This is a genomic window from Sphingobium baderi (genome assembly GCF_001456115.1).
Lineage (GTDB): Bacteria > Pseudomonadota > Alphaproteobacteria > Sphingomonadales > Sphingomonadaceae > Sphingobium > Sphingobium baderi_A.
Genome location: NZ_CP013264.1, coordinates 4089084 through 4107398, shown reverse-complemented (window position 1 = coordinate 4107398; position 18315 = coordinate 4089084). Strand labels below are relative to the sequence as shown.

Genomic DNA, 18315 nt, shown 5'->3' with positions numbered 1-18315 from the left:
TGCGCCACCTCTTTGGCGACGCATTTCGCCCCGCAACGCTTTCCAATCGGTAAAGAAAAGGGTCTGGATCGACGATTACAAAGGCGCGGCCGTTGGTTTAGGCTCGGATCATCATGATTCGATCCCTCGCCCTGCTCATCCTCGCGCTTCTTGCCGTCACGCCCGGCTTGGCGCAGCCGCCGGAAAGCGCGCCGCCTGCCGATGTCCGCATTGCGCTCGACACCAGCGCGGGGCGGATCGTAATCGCCGTGCATGAAGACAAAGCGCCTGTCACGGCCGCCAATTTCCTGCGCTATGTCGATCAGAAGCGGTTCGACGGCACATCCTTCTATCGCGGCGTCGGGGCCGCGGACTATGGCTTCGTGCAGGGCGGCGCGCAGAATGATCCGGGCCGCATCCTGCCGCCCATCAAGCATGAGCCGACCACGCAGACCGGCCTCACCCATGACGACGGGGCACTCTCCATGGCGCGTTATGCGCCGGGCAGTGCGACCGGGGATTTCTTCATCGTGTTGGGTCAGATGCCCGCGATGGACGCGCATCCCGAAGCGCCCGGCGACAATCAGGGCTTTGCTGTCTTCGCCCATGTGGTCGAGGGGATGGACGTGGTGAAGACCATCCTCGCCGCGCCCAAATCGCCGACAGCGGGCGAAGGTGTGATGAAGGGGCAGATGCTGGAGCAGCCGGTCAAGATACTGACGGCGCGGCAGATGCCATAAGGAACGGGAGAATGGGCATGACGATCACCGGACCTCAAGCGCGCGCGGCCAGGATTTTGGTGCAATGGCCCCGTGAATATGTCGCGCGGAAAGCCGATTTGAGCGGCGAGGATCTGTTGGCTTTTGAAACCGGCGCGGGAATGTTTGACGCCGATGCCAGTCTGCGCCTGCGAAAAGTGCTGGAATTGGGAGGCGCGGTCTTCCTGCCGGAAGATGCGGATGGCGGCGTTGGCGTTCGCCTCAAATTCACGGCGAAGGATGCAAGGGCGCTTGATCGGATGGAGAATGAAGGCGGCGCTTATGGCAGCGACGATGTTTGAAGCGCAACAGCGCCGCAAAGCGGAGGCGCTCGCATAACCGGGGAAACCACGCCGAAAGGCGGTATGGGTGGATTAGCGCCTCGCTTTAACTCCACACCATCGTCGGCGACATGGATCAGCTTTTTTGGGGCTGAGCAGATACTGCCATCACCCCAATGAAATCATTCCCACTCGATCGTGCCCGGCGGCTTCGAGGTATAGTCGTAGACGACCCGGTTGATGCCTTTGACCTCATTGATGATCCGCGTCGCGACCCGGCTCAGGAAGGCCGCGTCGAAGGGATAGATGTCCGCCGTCATCCCGTCGGTCGATGTCACGGCCCGCAGCGCGCAGACGCTGTCATAGGTGCGATGGTCGCCCATCACGCCCACGGTCCGCACCGGCAGCAGCACCGCGAAAGCCTGCCAGATCGCGTCATAGAGGCCCGCATTGCGGATTTCCTCCAGATAGATGGCGTCCGCTTTACGTAATATGTCGCAGCGCTCCTTGCTGACCTCACCGGGGATACGGATCGCCAGACCCGGACCGGGGAAGGGGTGCCGCCCGACGAAAATCTCCGGCAAGCCCAGTTCCCGGCCCAGCACGCGCACTTCGTCCTTGAACAGTTCGCGCAAGGGCTCGACCAGCTTCATGTTCATGCGTTCGGGCAGGCCGCCGACATTATGGTGGCTCTTGATCGTGACGCTCGGCCCGCCGGTGAAGCTCACGCTCTCGATCACGTCGGGATAGAGCGTCCCCTGCGCTAGGAAGTCCGCCCCGCCGACCGCCTTCGCCTCTTCCTCGAACACCGCGATGAACTCGCCGCCGATGAACTTGCGCTTCTTCTCAGGGTCGGTCAGGCCCGCGAGGCCGCCAAGGAAGCGTTCCTCCGCATTCACATGGACCAGCTTGATGCCGTAATGCTCGCGGAACAGGCTGACGACCTGCTCCGCCTCGCCCAGCCGCATCAGGCCATGGTCGACGAACACGCAGGTCAGCTGATCGCCGATCGCCTCATGGATCAGCACGGCCGCCACTGCGCTGTCGACGCCGCCCGAAAGGCCGCAGATGACGCGCCCGTCGCCCACCTGCGCCCGGATGTCGGCGATCTTGGTGGCGCGGAACTCCGCCATGGTCCAGTCGCCCGCGAGGCCACAGACATGGCGCACGAAATTGGCAAGCAGCTTGGCGCCGTCAGGCGTGTGCACGACCTCCGGGTGGAACTGCGTGGCGTAGAAGCGCTTCTCCTCGTTAGCGGTGATGGCATAGGGCGCGCCTTCGCTCACCGCCACGACCTCGAAACCGGGCGCGAGGCTCGTCACCTTGTCGCCATGGCTCATCCACACCTGATGCCGCTCGCCTTCGTTCCAAAGGCCGTCGAACAGCGCGCAGCCCTTCTTCACCTCGATGAAGGCGCGACCGAACTCGCCGCTCTCGCCGCCTTCGACGGTGCCGCCCATCTGATGCATCATCGTCTGCTGGCCGTAGCAGATGCCCAGGATCGGGATGCCCGCCTCAAAGAAATGCTGCGGCGCGCGCGGGCTGTCCTCCCACATGACGGAGGAGGGGCCGCCCGACAGGATGATGCCCTTGGGCTTCAGCCGCTTGAACGCTTCGTCGGCGCTGTTGAAGGGCGCGATCTCGGAATAGACACCGGCTTCACGGACGCGGCGCGCGATGAGCTGCGTCACCTGGCTGCCGAAGTCCACGATAAGGATGGAATCCTGAAGGGGCAGCGTCATCGAATCGCCTTTGCTTTGACCGGGGGAATGGGATGCCGCGCGGTTAGTGCGCTATGCCGTCCTTGTCCAGCAAAGGCGCATGGCCGCCGCGCCCGGCCAGCCATCCCATCACCGCCGCGCCGCCCAGCACCACCGCCCCGATGACGAAGGCGCTGCCGATGAAGGGCAGGGCGGGCTGCGGTCCGATCGACACCGAATAGACCCAGCCGAAGAACAGCGGCGAAGCGATTCCGGCAATGCTCCCGACGCTGTTGTTCGCGCCTTGAAGCTGCCCCTGTTCGGTTTCCGACACGCGCTGCGTCATCAGCGACTGGATCGTCGGCATGGCCAGGCCCCACAGCGCATTAGGGAACATCGCCGCGATGAACAGCCAGCCATTGCTCGCCAGCCCCATCGCCAATATGCCGACGGCGCCGAAGGCAAGGCCGATCACCATGGTCGTGCGGTCGCCCAGCCGCTTCACCACCGGGCCCACCAGCATCCCCTGCACGCCCATGTCGAGCAGGCCGACCAGCGCCAGCAGCGTTCCCACCTGCCATGCGCTCCAGCCATAGCGGTCCCCGGCATAAAGCACGAACACCGCCGAAAAGAGGTGATGCGCGAAATAGAGGAGGAAGTTGACGATAGCGAGGCTCGACAATTCCGGATGCGACCGCAGCAGCTTGAGCGCGCCGAACGGATTGGCGCGCGTCCACGAAAAGGTCATGCGCTTTTCAGGCGGCAGCGATTCGGGCAGCACGAACAGCCCATAGCAAAACGCCATGGCCGACAGCGCCGCCGCCGCCCAGAATGGCGCGCGCAGCGAAATCTCGCCCAGCACCCCGCCGATCAGCGGCCCGGCGACAAAGCCCGCGCTGAACGCCGCGCCGATCAGGCCATATCCCCGTGCGCGCTCCTCGGGCGGCGTGATGTCCGCCATATAGGCGAAGGTGGAGGTGAAGCTGGACGAAGTGACGCCTGCCAATATCCGCCCCAGCGCCAGCCACCACAGGTCCGGCGCCAGCGCCATCAGCACATAGTCGATCGCCAGCCCCGCGACCGAAATCAGGATCACCGGCCGCCGCCCATAGCGGTCGGACAGCGATCCGATCACCGGCGAGCACAGGAACTGCATGCCCGCCCACAGCGCCACGAACACGCCGTTCCACAGGCTCGCCTCGCTGGTGGAGCCGGTCAACGTCTCGATCAGCTCCGGCAGGACCGGAATGACGATCCCCATCGACATGACATCGAGCAGCGCCGTTATCAGAATGAACGCGATGGCGGCGCGATGGCGGGGGGAGGGGACAACGGGCATGGCGGATGGTCCCTAGGCCCAACCAGTCTTTAAGCCAAGCGCGAAGCCATCGGCAGCGGCCCCATGCGAACGCTCCACGCCAGCAGCAGCGCGGAGAAGGCGCAGGCGATCCACAATGCCCGCAGGTCCATGACGGGAAACAGCGCGGCCCCCGCCACCGCGCCCGTCATCAGCCCCAGCCACAGCAGCAGATAGGGCAGCCAGCCAAGGCGTGGGCCGCCGGTCAACGCCGCCGCCAGCGCCTGCCCCAGCTTGACCAGCGCGCCCGTCATATAGGTGACGCCGATGCTGACTTCGCCATTGCGCTGGAACACATTGTTCACCGCGCCCATGGCCGCCGCCATCAGCAGCGTGAGGCCGTTGCCCGCATGGCCCATGACCGTCAGCATCCCGCCAACCCCCAGCAGCAGCGTGACAAGCCCCAGCACCGCCTGCTTGCGCCACTGTCCTGCCGCCCGCGCGAGCAGCGCGCCGGCCAGCACGCCGCCGACAAAGGCGCCGATCAGCCCCGCCGCCGTCAGCGCCACGCTGGTTCCGCTGGCCAGCCCAACGGCCAGCCGCGTCGAATTGCCGCTCATGAAGGATACGAACAGCCCGCCCAGCTTCAGAAACCCCAGCGCGTCGATGAAACCCGCCAGCGCCGCAAGGCCCATCGCCATCACGTGTCGGGGGAAATCATAGCGCCGCATGACCGCTTCTTAAGCCAGGCCTCCCCCGGAAGGGAATGGCTGGTTTATTGCATGGCCACGTCGCGGCTCAGATAGACCTCCGCCACGCGCCCGTCCCGCATCGAACAGGTGAAGCGGCGCGTCGTCCCGCTGCTGGCGCTCCAGCTTGCGCGCGTCTCGACATCGCCGTCTATATTATAGCCGTTGCCCGTCGCCCGGGGCGCCTCCATATGGCGCACCTCGGCATAGCCGCCCTGCGCCTGCGCCTGCGCCTCGTCCCGCGCCGCCACGGCGCAGGCGTCGCTCATCTGTGCGTCATCCTGCCGGTTTACATCGGCCACATCCGAAAAATCTTCGTCCCGCCGATCCGCGCCATAATCCGTGCCGTTGGCGGGCGGCGGCGCGTCGTAGCTGTCGTCGTCATAGGCGCGCTCGCCGTCGGGACCGGAAGCCCGCGCGGCTTTCTTGTCCTTCGCCATGGAGGACGCGACGACTGCCACTGCGCCGATCAGCGCCGCCACGCCGATCGCGTCGCCCACGCCGAATCCGTCGCCATGCCGGTGATGCCAGCGGTCGCCGCCCCAGCCGCCATGGCCGTAACGGGGACGCGCCTCCGCCGGAGACATGCTGGCCCCGATCAGGGCCAGGCCGACCAGCGATCCCGTCATCCAGCGACTCTTCTTCATATGTCCGGACCTTTCCGATAGGATGCGCCGTTCCCTAGCAGCGGCAGGCTGTCGGAAGGCTGAACATCCCCGTCATGCGGCGGGCCGATATTGACAGTTTCGGCCCGACTCGCTAGAGCGCGCGCATCCCGACACGCTGGTGAGCGGCAGTGCAGAAGCACTGGCCGTCTTTTTTGCGTCTTGGGGTAGTAACATGGTCATCGCTCCTGAGCCAGGGAGCTTTGGCCCGGACGCTTTGAGATAGGGTGGCGCCAACCGCCCTGTGGAGCAGGAGAACAGATTACCATGGCACGTATTGCGGGTGTCAACATCCCGACCAACAAGCGCGTGATCATCGCGCTCACCTACATTCACGGCATCGGTCGCAAGACCGCCGTCGACATCGCCGACAAGCTGGGCATCGACCACAGCCGTCGCGTTCAGGACCTGTCGGACGCCGAAGTCCTCCAGATCCGCGAAGCGATCGACGCCGACCTCACGGTCGAAGGCGATCTGCGCCGCGAAACCGCGATGAACATCAAGCGCCTGATGGACCTGGCCTGCTATCGCGGCCTGCGTCACCGTAAGGGGCTGCCGGTTCGCGGTCAGCGCACGCATACCAATGCGCGCACCCGCAAGGGCAAGGCGAAGCCGATCGCCGGCAAGAAGAAGTAATCGTTGAGGGCCTGTCTCGGCATGGCCCTCCGGCGACTTCTCCATTCAACGATTTCAGTAGGATAGAGCGAAAATGGCACGCGAACCCCAGCGCATCAAACGGCGCGAGCGCAAGAACATCTCGGCGGGCGTGGCGCACGTCAACGCCAGCTTCAACAACACCATGGTCACCATCACAGACGCCCAGGGCAATGCGATCAGCTGGTCCTCGGCCGGCATGATGGGCTTCAAGGGCAGCCGCAAGTCGACCCCCTATGCCGCGCAGGTGTGCGCGGAAGATGCGGGCCGCAAGGCCGCCGAACATGGCGTCCGCACCCTCGAAGTCGAAGTGAAGGGCCCCGGTTCGGGCCGTGAATCGGCCCTGCGCGCGTTGCAGGCCGTCGGCTTCCACATCACCTCGATCCGTGACGTCACGCCGATCCCGCATAATGGCGTGCGTCCGTCCAAGCGCCGCCGCGTCTGATTTCGACGCGACGGTTTATCGGCGGGCGGCGGACGCGCTGCCCGTTCACCCATTTGCATCGGTCGAAACGTCCTGTTGGGTCCAGGATTGAGCGTTTCGGCCCCATCCCCAGGGGAATTACATGACTGTCAACATGAAGAACTGGCAGGAATTGAAGAAGCCCAACGCGCTGGAGATCAAGGCTTCCGGCGACGGCAAGCGCAAGGCGACTTTCGTCGCCGAGCCGCTTGAGCGTGGTTTCGGCCTGACGCTCGGCAACGCGCTGCGGCGGGTTCTTCTTTCGTCGCTTCAGGGTGCGGCGGTCACGTCCATCAAGATCGAGAACGTCCTGCACGAATTTTCCTCGCTCGCCGGCGTGCGCGAGGATGTGACGGACATCGTTCTGAACGTGAAGCAGATCGCACTGAAGATGGAAGGCGATGGCCCCAAGCGGCTCCAGCTTTCCGCCACTGGCCCGGCTGAAGTGAAGGCCGGCGACATCGCCGTTGTCGGCGACATCGAAGTGATGAACCCCGATCTGGTCATCTGCCACCTCGACCAGGGCGCGACGTTGAACATGGAACTGACCGCTGACGTCGGCAAGGGCTATGTCCCGGCTGTCGCCAACCGTCCGGCCGACGCGCCGATCGGCCTCATTCCGGTCGATGCGCTCTACTCGCCGGTGCGTCAGGTCGCCTACAAGGTCGACAATACCCGCGTCGGCCAGGAACTGGACTATGACAAGCTGTCGCTGACGCTTGAAACCGATGGCACCGTTACCCCGGAAGACGCGGTGGCTTATGCCGCGCGCATCCTTCAGGACCAGCTCCAGCTCTTCGTCCACTTCGAGGATGCGCTGCCGACCGCCGCTCCGGCTGCCGGCACGGCTTCTGCTTCGTCGGGCGACAGTGAAAGCGACGCGAACCAGATCAACCGCTACCTGCTCAAGAAGGTGGACGAACTGGAACTGTCGGTCCGTTCGGCCAACTGTCTCAAGAACGACAACATCATCTATATCGGCGATCTGGTTCAGAAGACCGAAGCGGAGATGCTGCGTACCCCCAATTTCGGCCGCAAGTCGCTGAACGAAATCAAGGAAGTGCTGTCGTCCATGGGCCTGCGTCTGGGCATGGACATCCCCGGCTGGCCGCCGGAAAATATCGAGGAAATGGCCAAGAAGCTCGAACAGGAGCTGCTCGGCTAAAACCGATCTCCCGTTCGTTTCGAAGCGAAGTCGAGAAACGGCAAGCGCGAAACGAACGGACCAAGGTGATGGGCACGACCTTGACTGTGCCTGGTCTGGGGTACCTGAAACGGCCCCTTAACGAACGAAGGAAGACAAAATGCGTCACAAGATCGGTCATCGCAAGCTGCAGCGCAGCGCCGGGCATCGTAATGCGCTGCTCCGCAACCTCGCGGCTTCGCTCATCAAGCATGAGCAGATTCTGACCACCACGCCCAAGGCGAAGGAACTGCGTCCCTACGTCGAAAAGCTCATCACCCTCGCCAAGAAGGGTGGCCTGTCGAACCGCCGTCTGGCCCATGCTCGCCTTCAGGACGACACGCAGCTGACCAAGCTCTTCGAAGTTCTGGCCGAGCGTTACAAGGATCGCAATGGCGGCTATACCCGCGTCATCAAGGCCGGTTTCCGGGCTTCGGACGCCGCGCCGATCGCGATCATCGAACTGGTCGACCGCGACGTTGATGCCAAGGGCAAGGATTCCGGTCCAGTCCAGAGCGCCGACGCGGACGAGCTGGAAGCCGCATAATATCAAGCCGCTTTCCGGCGGCGCATGATAGCGTTACGGACAGGCCGTGGTTTCGCATGAAACCGCGGCCTGTTTCTTATGTGACCCGAGTCGAGAGGATGTCCCTGCTTCGCGCCCCCAGGGCAGTCGGCCTAACCCTGTCGCTGCTTCTGCTGCTGGCGGCCGGTCCCCTTCGCGCCGGTCCCAGTCCCTCGACCTTCGATACGGCCGCGCGCGGCCTCTCCTATCCCGTCGCTTTGCGAGAGGATCGGGTGGAGGACCATTTCGGCGTGAGGGTCGCCGATCCCTACCGCTGGCTGGAAAACGACCTGCGGACCGACCCTGCCGTCCGCGACTGGGTCGCCCGTGAAAACGCGCTGACCCGTCGCACTATCGATGCGCTTCCCGGCCGCGATATTCTACGCAAACGCATGCAGGCGCTTTTCGCCCATGGCCGCTACACTGTCCCGCGCAAGGCGGGCAGCCTCTATTTCTACGGCTATAACAAGGGTCTTCAGAACCAGACCCCCCTCTATGTCCGCGAAGGCCTCGGCGGCAAGGAACGGCTCCTGCTCGACCCCAATGGCTGGGCGGAAGACGGCGCCAGCGCGCTTGCCGAATGGCAGCCTTCGCCCGATGGCCGCTGGCTGCTCTACGCCGTGCAGGAGGCGGGTAGCGACTGGCGGACGCTCAGGGTGTTGGATGTCGCCACCGGCAAGCGGCTGCCCGACAGCATCCCCTGGGTCAAATTCTCCCAGCTGGCGTGGGATGGCCGGGGTGAGGGCTTTTTCTACTCCTGTTTCGCCGCGCCGGCAGACGGCCAGACCTATCGCTCCGCCAGTGAAAATCAGCAGGTCCGCTACCACCGCCTCGGCACTGATCCGGCGCAGGACCAGATCGTCTACGCCACGCCTTCGCGCCCGACGCTGAGGCACAGCGCGCAGGTGACGAGTGACGGACAATGGCTGATCGTCAGTTCCTTCCAGGGCATCGATTCCCGCCGCGAACTGCATATCGCCGCGCTCGACGGCGGCCCGCCGAAGCTTCGTACCCTGATCCGGGGCCTCGATGATGACTGGCGGCTGATTGGCAGCAGGGGATCGCTGCTCTATTTCATCACCGACAATCGTGCGGCGCATTTCCGCCTCGTCTCCCTCGACGCCCGGCATCCGCGCAGGAGGCCGCGAGAAGTCATCCCCGAACGCGGTGACACGCTGGCGGGCGCATCGCTGGTCGGCAACCGCCTGATCCTCGCCTATCTGAACGACGCGCAGACGGTCGCGGAGATGGTGGAACTGGATGGCCGCCGCGTCGGCGACGTGCCGCTGCCGGGCATGGGCACGGCTGCGGGCTTTAGCGGGCGGGACGGCGACCCCGAAACCTTCTTCAGCTTTTCCGGCTTTACGCGGCCGCCGGGTATCTATCGCTTCGACACGGCGACCCGGCAAATCCAGCCCTTCGCCTTGCCGGACCTGCCCTTCGACCCGGATGATTATGGCGTCGAACAACGCAGCTATCCGTCAAAGGACGGCACGCTGATCCCCCTCACCATCATCCGCAAGAAGACGCTGGCCGATCACGCCATTGCCGTGCCGACGATCCTTTACGGCTATGGTGGTTTCAACATCACGCTGACGCCCGGCTATTCGGCTACGCGCATGGCGTGGCTGGAGCAGGGCGGGGCCTATGCCATCGCGGCACTGCGCGGCGGGGGCGAATATGGCAAGGCATGGCACGATGCGGGCCGCCTTGCCAACAAGCAGAATGTCTTTGACGATTTCATCGCCGCCGCCGAATATCTGAAAGCCAATGGCTTCACCCCGCAGGACGGCCTCGCGATCGAGGGGCGCTCCAATGGCGGCCTGCTGGTCGGCGCGGTGGTGAACCAGCGTCCCGACCTGTTCGCCGCCGCGCTGCCCGCCGTGGGGGTGATGGACATGCTGCGCTTCAACCGCTTCACCGCCGGGCGTTATTGGGTGGACGATTATGGATCGCCGGACAATGAAGCGGATTTCCACCTGCTCTACGGCTATTCGCCCTATCACAACATCCGGGGCGGCAGGGATTACCCCGCCATATTGGTGACGACGGCGGACACTGACGACCGGGTCGTCCCCGCGCACAGCTTCAAATATGCCGCCGCGCTCCAAGCCGCGGATCTGGGTGAGCGGCCCCGCCTGCTGCGCGTGGAAAGTCGGGCGGGCCATGGCGCGGGCAAGCCGATCGATAAGCTGATCGACGAATATGCCGACAGCTACGCCTTCGCCGCGCGCTTCACGGGATTGAAAATCAGCGCCGATCCCAAGTGAGGGGCAGGGCGATCAAGCCGTCCGAAACCGTCTCCCGGCCCGATAGAATCAAGGACGAGGGCGGCATGACGCGACGGCGCCATGCCGCGCACATCAGGTCGTCTTTACCGGCTCGCGGGTTTCCTCACCGCTGCGCTCTGCGCGATCGCCGCATGGGGCGTGGACGCCAGCCGGGAGATCGTCTTGAGCGCATAATCGAGCTGGAAGTCCTCGATCCCCTTCTTCTTCAATTCCTCCGCCGTCGCGGTGAAGCGGGGATCGTCCTTGATATCCTCCTCCAGCGCGGCATTGTCCGTCTTGATCTCGTTGATGAGGTGACGGCGCAGGTCGCTCTCGCGGAATTTGGGGCGGTTCTTATAGTCCGGGTCGGAAAGCTGCGGCACCTTGATGTCCGGCTCGATCCCGCCTTCCTGCACGGACCGGCCCGAAGGCGTATAATAGCGCGCCGTCGTCAGCTTGAGCGCGGTCGTGTTCGACAGCGGCAGCATGGTCTGCACGCTGCCCTTGCCGAAGCTGCGCTCGCCCATCACCAGCGCGCGATGCTGGTCCTGCAAGGCGCCCGCCACGATCTCTGAAGCCGAAGCCGAACCCGCGTCCACCAGCACGATCACCGGCAGCCCCTTCGCATCGTCGCCGGGCTTGGCGTAATAGCGTTCGATGTCGCTCTTCGCCCGGCCGCGCTGCGACACGATTTCGCCGCGCTCCAGGAAAGAATCGCTCACCGCCACCGCCTCATCCAGCAACCCGCCCGGATTGGAGCGCAGATCGAGGATATAGCCGGTCGGCTTATGCCCCAGCGACGTGTCGATGCTGCGGATCGCCTGCCGCACGTCTGCGCCGGTATTGGCGGAAAAGCTGACGATGTTGATGATGCCGACGCCGTTCTTCACTTCCCATTTCACGGGCTTCAACTGAATGATCTCGCGCGTCAGGGTCAGGTCGATGGGCTTGTCGCGGCCGGGGCGCACGATGGTCAGCTTGATCTGCGTGCCCGGCGCGCCGCGCATCTTGTCCACCGCTTCGTCCAGCGTGCCGCCATAGATGAGCTGCCCGTCCAGATGGGTGATATAGTCGCCCGCCTTGATCCCGGCGCGCCAGGCCGGGGTGTCCTGCGTCGGCGCTATCACCTTGACCGCGCCATCCTCCTGCGTGACGGACAGGCCCAGCCCGCCATAGCTGCCTTCGGTCTGCGTTCGCAGATTCTGGAAATCCCGCGCGTCCAGGAAGCTGCTGTGCGGATCGAGGCTGGCCAGCATCCCGTCGATCGCGCCCTTGATGAGCTTTTCATCGTCGACCTTCTCGACATAGTCGGTGCGGACCTTCTGGAACACGTCCATGAATTCGTCGAGCGCCTTGTAGCTGCTGGCGTCGGCGTCGGCGAGGGCGGCCGTGGTGGCGGGAATGAGGGCAAGCGCCCCGAGCGCGACCGCGCCCTGCAGAAAAGCCGATTTCATGGGTGTCCTTGGTGCTGGCATCGTGAAGCCTGTCATAGGCGGATTCGCGCCGCGACGCAAAGCTCCGCTCGACCAATATCGCCTGTCGTCGATCAGCGCCGGGCCAATGCCGCGCCAGCCGCTCTATCCGCCGCGTCCCGCCCCTTTTGTGTTGAGCGATCCGGCGGGGTGGGGCATGGAAGCATCATGCGTTCTTTCCCGTCCTTTGCCGCCGCTGCGCCTGTCCTTGTCCTGCTGGCTTCCTGCGTCGCGCCGCCGCAGCAGTCCGCGCAACCCGCGCCGCCGCAACCCTTGCCGACGCCAGCGCCCGACCCGGCGCCCGCGCCCGCATCCATGGAATGGCACGACCGACCCGTGGCGGCCGGCAATTGGACTTATGGTCCTGAAGCGGGCGGAACGGCGGCCCGCTATGGCAGCAGTCCGGCCGCGCCGCTGCTCATCCTGCGCTGCGACCCGGCGACCCGGCGGATCAGCGTCACGCGACCCGGCGCGGCGCAAGGCAGCATGACGATCCGCACCAGCTATGGCGCGATGGCGTGGCCCGCTTCAGGCGCGTCCGGCGCTGCGCCGCAGACTGTCGCCACGCGCGCCGCCAGCGATCCGGCGCTCGACCAGATCGCTTACAGCCGCGGCAAGTTCGCGGTGGAAGTGACGGGCCTTGCGCCCCTGATCCTGCCCAATTGGGCGGAAATATCCCGCGTGATAGAGGATTGTCGCGGCTAGGGCGGTTTCAGAAAGCAAAAGGGTAAAATGGGTGGCATTCGGCCTGCGCCAAACCGCCCCAAAAGCCGTGCGGCAAACGACTTCATTCCCTCGGATGAGGCCAGCGCGCTGACCCGTCCGCGCCGTGCGATGTGATTTGGATGATTTTCGGGAGTTTTCCGCGCTTCCGCCCATTGTCGGCCTTTTTGGCGCAGACGAACAAGTATGATTCGAAAAAAGAATATTACAAGCCTTGATCCTTCGCTCCGTCTGATTCACTAATCGCTTCGTGGCCATCTTCGGACAAGGTTCGAAACAGCCACGCGGGCTTCAACAAGCGAAAGGAGGTGATCCGATGTCTCATGGTTCAGCAATGGGGTCGGTCAAGTCCATTCGGGGAACGCGCCGCTGAGAGACGCCAAGGGCGTCGACCTTTTCGGGCATCAGAGACTTTAGAGCGCCGACACACAGGCCGTCTCTGTCCGGACGACAAGCGCGAACAACGTCACCTTTTGGGCGGCACTCACGGCCGCTGACCATGTCAATGACGGGCCGTCGGGCGTTGCTCGGCGGCCCCTCTCATGTCCGGGGGAAGCGCGGAAAAACGGATGAGCGCCTCAACCCCTCCGGCGCCTCACATCTTCGGCTTGTCCAGCCCTTCTACCGATGCATTGCCTTCCGGCTCGTCCTTCATCCCGGCCGCGACCTGTTCCGCCGCCGCCATGACGCGCAGCACATTTCCGCCCGCCAGCTTCGCGATATCCGCGTCGCTCCACCCGCGCCGCATCAGCTCCGCCAACAGCGCGGGATAGCGATCCACCCCGCCCAGTCCCTGCGGCAGGGCGCTCACCCCGTCAAAGTCACTGCCGATCCCCACATGATCGATGCCCGCGACCCTGGCGATATGCGCCACATGGTCGGCAACCTCGCCGATGGTCGTTACCGGCTCAGGATGCGTTTTTTCCCATGCGGCAAGCGCCTGTTTCGCCGCTTCGGGATCGCCGATATACAGCCCGCCAAAGGGCGGTGCGTTGTTGCGCGCGATTTCCGCGCTGCGGTCCGCATTCCACACCCGCCGCGCTTCCGACACATATTGCGCGGCGAAGTTCACCATCACCACGCCGCCATTTTTCGCCACTTCCCGTAGCACCGCATCCGACACGTTGCGCGACGTATTGCACAGCGCCCGCGCATTGGAGTGGGAGAATATCACCGGCGCCCGGCTCACCCGCAGCGCGTCCAGCATCGTCCCTTCGCTCACATGGCTGAGGTCGACCAGCATCCCCAGCCGGTTGATTTCCCGCACCACCGCCTCGCCAAAGGCGGTGAGGCCCTCATGCTGCGGATTGTCCGTCGCACTGTCCGCCCAGGCGATCGTGCGCGAATGGGTGAGCGTCAGATAGGCCGCGCCCAGATCGCGATAGGCGCGCAGCACGGCCATGCTGCCGTCAATCTGTCCGCCGCCCTCGACCCCGATCAAGGAAGCGATCCGCCCCGCCTTGTGCGCCGCGCGCACGGCCGCCGCCGTGGTGACGAGCTGAAACTGGCTTGGATAGCGCCGGGCGAGGCTGTGGACGAACTCGATCTGCTCCAGCGTATCCTTGACCTGTTGCAGTTCGGGCTTTTCCGCCGATACCCAGACCGACCAGAATTGCCCGCCAATCCCGCCCGCGCGCAGCCTTTCGATGTCGGTATGATAGATTTTGGGGTCGAGGTGGCGCAGGTCCATCGACCATCTTGCGTCGCCCGCCTTATCGGCCAGAGCCTCCGGCCAGTCATTATGCCCGTCGATCAGCGGCGTGGCTTTCAGCACCTTTGCGATCCGCGCCGCATAAGGATCGGGCGCGGCGCGGGCGGAAGGGAGCAGGGCGGCGAACAGCAGCGGCAGCGCCGCAAGGCGAAGATGTTTCATAAACATGGCAGCCTATTGCCCGCCCGCCCCAAGTCAATCGCCGCCCCGCTCCGGCCTGACATAGGCGCCCCGGCCCAGCGGCTCGCCGGGGAGCAGTCGCCCGTCCTCCTGCCGCAGCGTCATCGTTTCGAACGCGGGTTGGGGCACATCCTTGCTTGGCACGGCAGTCAGGACGACATTGCCGTCCTTCGCCTCCCAACGTCCCTCCGCGAACAGATCGAGCGCGCCCACGACCAGATACCACTGAAAATGTCCATCGGCCTGCAGCAGCAGTTCCGATCCCGTCTCCATCACGCCCTGCAGATAATAATGGCCCGTCCACGCCGCGCTCTCCTGCGCGGGTGGATGCACGCCATTCTCCGCTAGGCTTGCTTGCGCCGAAACAGCCTCAGTTCCCATAGCAAGCGCCATCACCGCAAGCAGGATATTTCCATAAATACGCATCATGTCAGTATGTTAACCCCATTTCCTATCGACTATCCCAACCCTGACCGAAAAGGGTTTATATCATTTGCAAACAGTCCTGGCCCAATGGCCGCCTTTGGCCAATGGCGGACAACCCCATCCGTTCGGGCTGAGCGAAGTCGAAGCCTGTCCTGAGCGACGCCGCAGGCGGCGTCGAAGGGCCTTCCACTGAGCAAAGCGAAGTGCCCTCCCTATGGTCGGCCTTGCCCTTCGATTTCGCTCAGGGCGAACGGAGATGGGAATAGCGGACAGTCCGCTCCCCACCCAAATCAGTCATCCCGTCGGAGCATTTTGCAAGCAATATAATCACCAACCCCAAAACTCTCCGCTTCGCTATTCCATTCATGTTTCCCCCGACCTCTGCTAATTCCGGGGTGATGATGATCGATCCTTTGCTGTTGTTGCAGGCCTATGCTCTTGGGGTATTCCCCATGTCGGACGACCGCCATGCCGAGGATATCTATTGGGTCGAACCGAAGAAGCGCGCCATCTTGCCGCTGGACGGCTTTCACCTGTCCCATTCGCTGGCCAAAACTCTCCGCCGCGACCGCTTTCGCGTGACCGCCAACCGGGCTTTCCCCGCCATCGTGACGCTTTGCGCGGAAGCGGCGGCAGATCGCCCCTCCACATGGATCAACGGTCTCATCGAGCAAGGCTATCGCCATCTCCATGAACTGCGCTTCGCCCATTCGGTGGAGGTGTGGGAGGGGGAGGAACTGGTCGGCGGCCTTTATGGCGTGGCGCTAGGCCGCGCCTTTTTCGGCGAAAGCATGGTGTCCCGCCGCACGGACGCATCAAAGGTCGCCCTGGCCTGGCTGGTGGCGCGGATGCGCTTTGGCGGTTTCACCCTGCTGGACTGCCAGTTCATGACCGATCATCTGCATTCATTGGGTGCTGCCGAAATCAGCCAGCAAAACTATCTTCAGTTATTGGGCGACGCGGTGGCCGATGTCCCGCTGGGCGAAGGCCGTTCGGTGCTCTCCGCCGGTTCGGGCGCGGCGGCGGAACTGGCGTTTGATCCATTGTCGGGGCTGGCGGAGGAAACGGATTCGCCTTTGGCTCCCGCTTTCACCGTATCAGGCCCCGTCTCCGGCCACGCCATCGCGCAGCTTTTGACCCAGACGTCATAGACCGGATGCTGCACCACATTGCGGTCGGGCCGTTCGCGGAACAGCCAGCCGGAAAAGGCGCGCCGCCATTTTCCATCCGCGCTGCTGCGTATGTCGAGTTGAACGAAAGCGCCGGTTTCCTGCACATTTTCCCAAGGGGCGGTCGTTTCGCAGGCCTGGAGCCGCACGATCGCATCGCCTACGCGCAGCGCCTCGCCCGGCTTCATCTGAAGATCGCGGGTGAGGCCGTTGCGCTTATTGAGCAGGCCCACCACCGCGACCCGTTCCGCCATGGGCGTGCCGGGCAGGGCGGATGAATCGCCGCTGCGGATCGGGCTGTTCTGGATCTTGACCGGCCCGGACTGGTTGGCGGTCGGCATGTCGTCGCCGCCGCATCCGGCCAGCATCAGGGTGCAGGCGAGCACGGACGCGCCAGTCAGGATCGACCGGATGCCCCCCACCGGGCGCGGGGTCATGACGCTTCGGGGCTCCATGCCTCATAATCGCCGGTCGCCTTCTGGCGATGACCGCCCTTTTCCAGTGCGCCGGACGGGCGATAGGCGTTGACGGTGCCCGTCGCATTGGGCGTGAAGTCGCGTTCCCAGATGCGCGGCGGCGGCAGGAAGCTTTCCGGCGCACCTTCGATCGAATGATGCAGCCAGCCATGCCATTCGGCGGGCACGCGGCTCGAATCATTGGGACCGTTATAGATCACCCAGCGGCGGATCAGGCCGTTCGGGTCGACGCCGCCTTCATAATAGACATTGCCCTGATGGTCCTCGCCGACCTTTGTCCCCTTGCGGGCCGTGAAGAGCGAGGTGCCGATGGTGGCGCCGTTCCACCAGGTGAAGATCTTGCCAAGGATTCCCATGGGGCAAGCGCTTAGCCGCTGGGGCGGCCGCTTGGCAAGGCGCTTGTGCGGCTCCGGTCAGGAAGTGGGACAGAAATTCAGGCGCGCGTCCGTTTCATGGATCGGTGCGTCGGGCGCGGCGCAATGGCCCCAGTGGACGCGATCCCCTTCCTTGATTCCCAGTTCCGCCGCGCGTCCGCCGCGCAGTTCGAGCACGGCGGCCACCGGGACGCCCGCCGACACCGGCTCGCGCGAATAGGGTTCCGCCTGCGCCTTGATGAAGGCGATCGTGCCATCCGTATGGATGAAGAGCATGTCGAGCGGGATTAGCGTGTCCTTCATCCAGAAGCTCGCCGTGCGGGGCGGCTCCATGGGGAACAGCATTCCCGCATCCGCCTCCAGCGATTTGCGGAACATCAGCCCCTGTGCTTGGTCCTCCGGGCTCAGCGCGACTTCCACGTCGAAGCGGTGGTTGCCCTTCGCGCTACGGATGACGAGGGGGAGGAGCGCGCTCTTTGAGACGGTCGCCTGACTTGTATTCCCTGCCTTGGGATCAGCATGAGACGAGCAGGCGGCGAGCAGCAGCAGGGCGGCAATGGCAAAGGGACGACGCATACGCCCTGTCTAGCGCGAACGGCGCGACGAGGGGAGGGGATTAACCTTCATCTTCCGGGGGTTCGCCCGGAGGCGCGTCGATCCAGCGGCGGGCAAGGCGATGACCATGGCCCGCGCGCATAAAGGCCGCCATCCATTTCTCGCGCAGCTTTGGATCGGGCTGCTCGGCCGCGAAGGGGCCGATCCGCTTGCGCCGGGCAAAGCGTTCGGCCGAAGCCCATGCTTCGGCATGCGTCCGGGCATCGGCTTCGGATCGATCGTCGTCGGAAATGCCCGCCGCGCGCAGGCTTTCGTCCACGCGCCGCGCGCCATAGCCGCGCCGCGCAAGAGCCGCGCTTTTCATTACCGCATAGCTGCCATCATCGATATAGCCCAGCGCGGCCAGCCGTTCGGTCAGCGCTTGCGGGTCGGCGGGATTTTCGCCGCCCCAACCCCGTTCCCTGATCTTGCGGCCGAGATAGGCGGTCAGCTTCGCCCGGCTCGTCGCGAAACGGCCGACATAACGCAACGCCATTTCGCGCAGGGCGTCGTCATCAAGCGGTGGGCGGGGGCGTTTGCCGGTCATGCGATGGCCTTCATGCGCTACACGCCATCTTTATGCCACAGTCGGGCCGGAATTTTACCGCGTCTTGTGCGCTAAAAGC

Annotated in this window: 19 protein-coding genes and 1 pseudogene; 9 read left to right on the top strand and 11 right to left on the bottom strand. The window is 64.4% G+C overall.

From position 1 onward, the window contains the following. The first annotated feature begins 113 nt into the window (after positions 1–113). Together ATN00_RS20070 and ATN00_RS20065 are read left to right on the top strand one after the other, a co-directional pair. Positions 114–719 carry a peptidylprolyl isomerase gene (locus tag ATN00_RS20070; protein WP_062068196.1) on the top strand — a complete coding sequence of 202 codons (606 nt, stop codon included), beginning with the start codon at positions 114–116 and terminating at the stop codon, positions 717–719. A gap of 17 nt (positions 720–736) precedes the next feature. After that, positions 737–1039, top strand: coding sequence for a hypothetical protein (locus ATN00_RS20065; protein ID WP_062069046.1), 303 nt, complete (start codon positions 737–739; stop codon positions 1037–1039). 161 nt (positions 1040–1200) lie between these two features. Here ATN00_RS20065 and guaA read toward each other — a convergent pair whose 3' ends face one another. From guaA to ATN00_RS20045, 4 genes are read right to left on the bottom strand one after another with little or no spacing between them, the layout of a single operon-like run. Next, positions 1201–2760: a glutamine-hydrolyzing GMP synthase gene (gene guaA, locus ATN00_RS20060; RefSeq protein WP_062068194.1), complete on the bottom strand. Its 1560-nt coding sequence runs from the start codon at positions 2758–2760 to the stop codon at positions 1201–1203. A 43-nt stretch (positions 2761–2803) separates the two neighbouring features. Continuing rightward, a complete protein-coding gene (locus ATN00_RS20055; RefSeq protein WP_062068192.1) occupies positions 2804–4057 on the bottom strand; it encodes a TCR/Tet family MFS transporter in 1254 nt (417 codons plus the stop codon). Between the two features lie 29 nt (positions 4058–4086). Then, positions 4087–4746, bottom strand: coding sequence for a YoaK family protein (locus tag ATN00_RS20050; protein WP_082635272.1), 660 nt, complete (start codon positions 4744–4746; stop codon positions 4087–4089). 44 nt (positions 4747–4790) lie between these two features. Continuing rightward, complete coding sequence (locus ATN00_RS20045; protein WP_062068190.1) at positions 4791–5411, bottom strand: hypothetical protein; 621 nt, start codon at positions 5409–5411, stop codon at positions 4791–4793. A gap of 285 nt (positions 5412–5696) precedes the next feature. On the opposite strand from ATN00_RS20045, the gene rpsM reads away from it, so the two are divergent. From rpsM to ATN00_RS20020, 5 genes are all read left to right on the top strand, one after another. Continuing rightward, positions 5697–6065 carry a 30S ribosomal protein S13 gene (rpsM, locus tag ATN00_RS20040; protein ID WP_020818664.1) on the top strand — a complete coding sequence of 123 codons (369 nt, stop codon included), beginning with the start codon at positions 5697–5699 and terminating at the stop codon, positions 6063–6065. Between the two features lie 73 nt (positions 6066–6138). Then, complete coding sequence (gene rpsK, locus ATN00_RS20035) at positions 6139–6528, top strand: 30S ribosomal protein S11 (RefSeq protein ID WP_004208752.1); 390 nt, start codon at positions 6139–6141, stop codon at positions 6526–6528. Between the two features lie 121 nt (positions 6529–6649). Next, positions 6650–7711: a DNA-directed RNA polymerase subunit alpha gene (locus ATN00_RS20030; protein WP_062068188.1), complete on the top strand. Its 1062-nt coding sequence runs from the start codon at positions 6650–6652 to the stop codon at positions 7709–7711. A gap of 139 nt (positions 7712–7850) precedes the next feature. After that, positions 7851–8276: a 50S ribosomal protein L17 gene (gene rplQ, locus ATN00_RS20025; RefSeq protein ID WP_062068186.1), complete on the top strand. Its 426-nt coding sequence runs from the start codon at positions 7851–7853 to the stop codon at positions 8274–8276. A 98-nt stretch (positions 8277–8374) separates the two neighbouring features. Continuing rightward, a complete protein-coding gene (locus tag ATN00_RS20020; RefSeq protein ID WP_062068184.1) occupies positions 8375–10564 on the top strand; it encodes a prolyl oligopeptidase family serine peptidase in 2190 nt (729 codons plus the stop codon). A 104-nt stretch (positions 10565–10668) separates the two neighbouring features. On the opposite strand, the gene ATN00_RS20015 is transcribed toward ATN00_RS20020, so the two are convergent. After that, entirely contained in the window at positions 10669–12018 is a 1350-nt protein-coding gene (locus ATN00_RS20015) for a S41 family peptidase (RefSeq protein ID WP_062068182.1), read from the bottom strand. 186 nt (positions 12019–12204) lie between these two features. On the opposite strand from ATN00_RS20015, the gene ATN00_RS20010 reads away from it, so the two are divergent. Next, on the top strand, positions 12205–12741 hold the full coding sequence (locus tag ATN00_RS20010) for a hypothetical protein (RefSeq protein WP_062068180.1): 537 nt from the start codon (positions 12205–12207) through the stop codon (positions 12739–12741). Positions 12742–13354: 613 nt separating this feature from the next. Here the strand turns inward: ATN00_RS20010 and ATN00_RS20005 are convergent. Together ATN00_RS20005 and ATN00_RS20000 are read right to left on the bottom strand one after the other, a co-directional pair. Continuing rightward, positions 13355–14632 carry a dipeptidase gene (locus ATN00_RS20005; RefSeq protein ID WP_062068178.1) on the bottom strand — a complete coding sequence of 426 codons (1278 nt, stop codon included), beginning with the start codon at positions 14630–14632 and terminating at the stop codon, positions 13355–13357. 33 nt (positions 14633–14665) lie between these two features. Further along, a complete protein-coding gene (locus ATN00_RS20000) occupies positions 14666–15031 on the bottom strand; it encodes a hypothetical protein (protein ID WP_231746338.1) in 366 nt (121 codons plus the stop codon). A 443-nt stretch (positions 15032–15474) separates the two neighbouring features. On the opposite strand from ATN00_RS20000, the gene aat reads away from it, so the two are divergent. Next, complete coding sequence (gene aat, locus ATN00_RS24065) at positions 15475–16227, top strand: leucyl/phenylalanyl-tRNA--protein transferase (RefSeq protein WP_062068176.1); 753 nt, start codon at positions 15475–15477, stop codon at positions 16225–16227. Between the two features lie 35 nt (positions 16228–16262). On the opposite strand, the pseudogene ATN00_RS24305 reads toward aat, so the two are convergent. From ATN00_RS24305 to ATN00_RS19975, 4 genes and pseudogenes are all read right to left on the bottom strand, one after another. Further along, a pseudogene (locus ATN00_RS24305) lies at positions 16263–16433 on the bottom strand (DUF2155 domain-containing protein); the annotation flags it as partial. A gap of 245 nt (positions 16434–16678) precedes the next feature. Continuing rightward, positions 16679–17077 carry an NADH:ubiquinone oxidoreductase subunit NDUFA12 gene (locus tag ATN00_RS19985; RefSeq protein WP_062068174.1) on the bottom strand — a complete coding sequence of 133 codons (399 nt, stop codon included), beginning with the start codon at positions 17075–17077 and terminating at the stop codon, positions 16679–16681. A gap of 57 nt (positions 17078–17134) precedes the next feature. After that, positions 17135–17671, bottom strand: a complete 537-nt coding sequence (locus ATN00_RS19980; RefSeq protein ID WP_062068173.1) for a DUF192 domain-containing protein — start codon at positions 17669–17671, stop codon at positions 17135–17137. A gap of 40 nt (positions 17672–17711) precedes the next feature. After that, positions 17712–18236, bottom strand: a complete 525-nt coding sequence (locus tag ATN00_RS19975) for a regulatory protein RecX (RefSeq protein WP_062068171.1) — start codon at positions 18234–18236, stop codon at positions 17712–17714. Between the last annotated feature and the right edge of the window lie 79 nt (positions 18237–18315).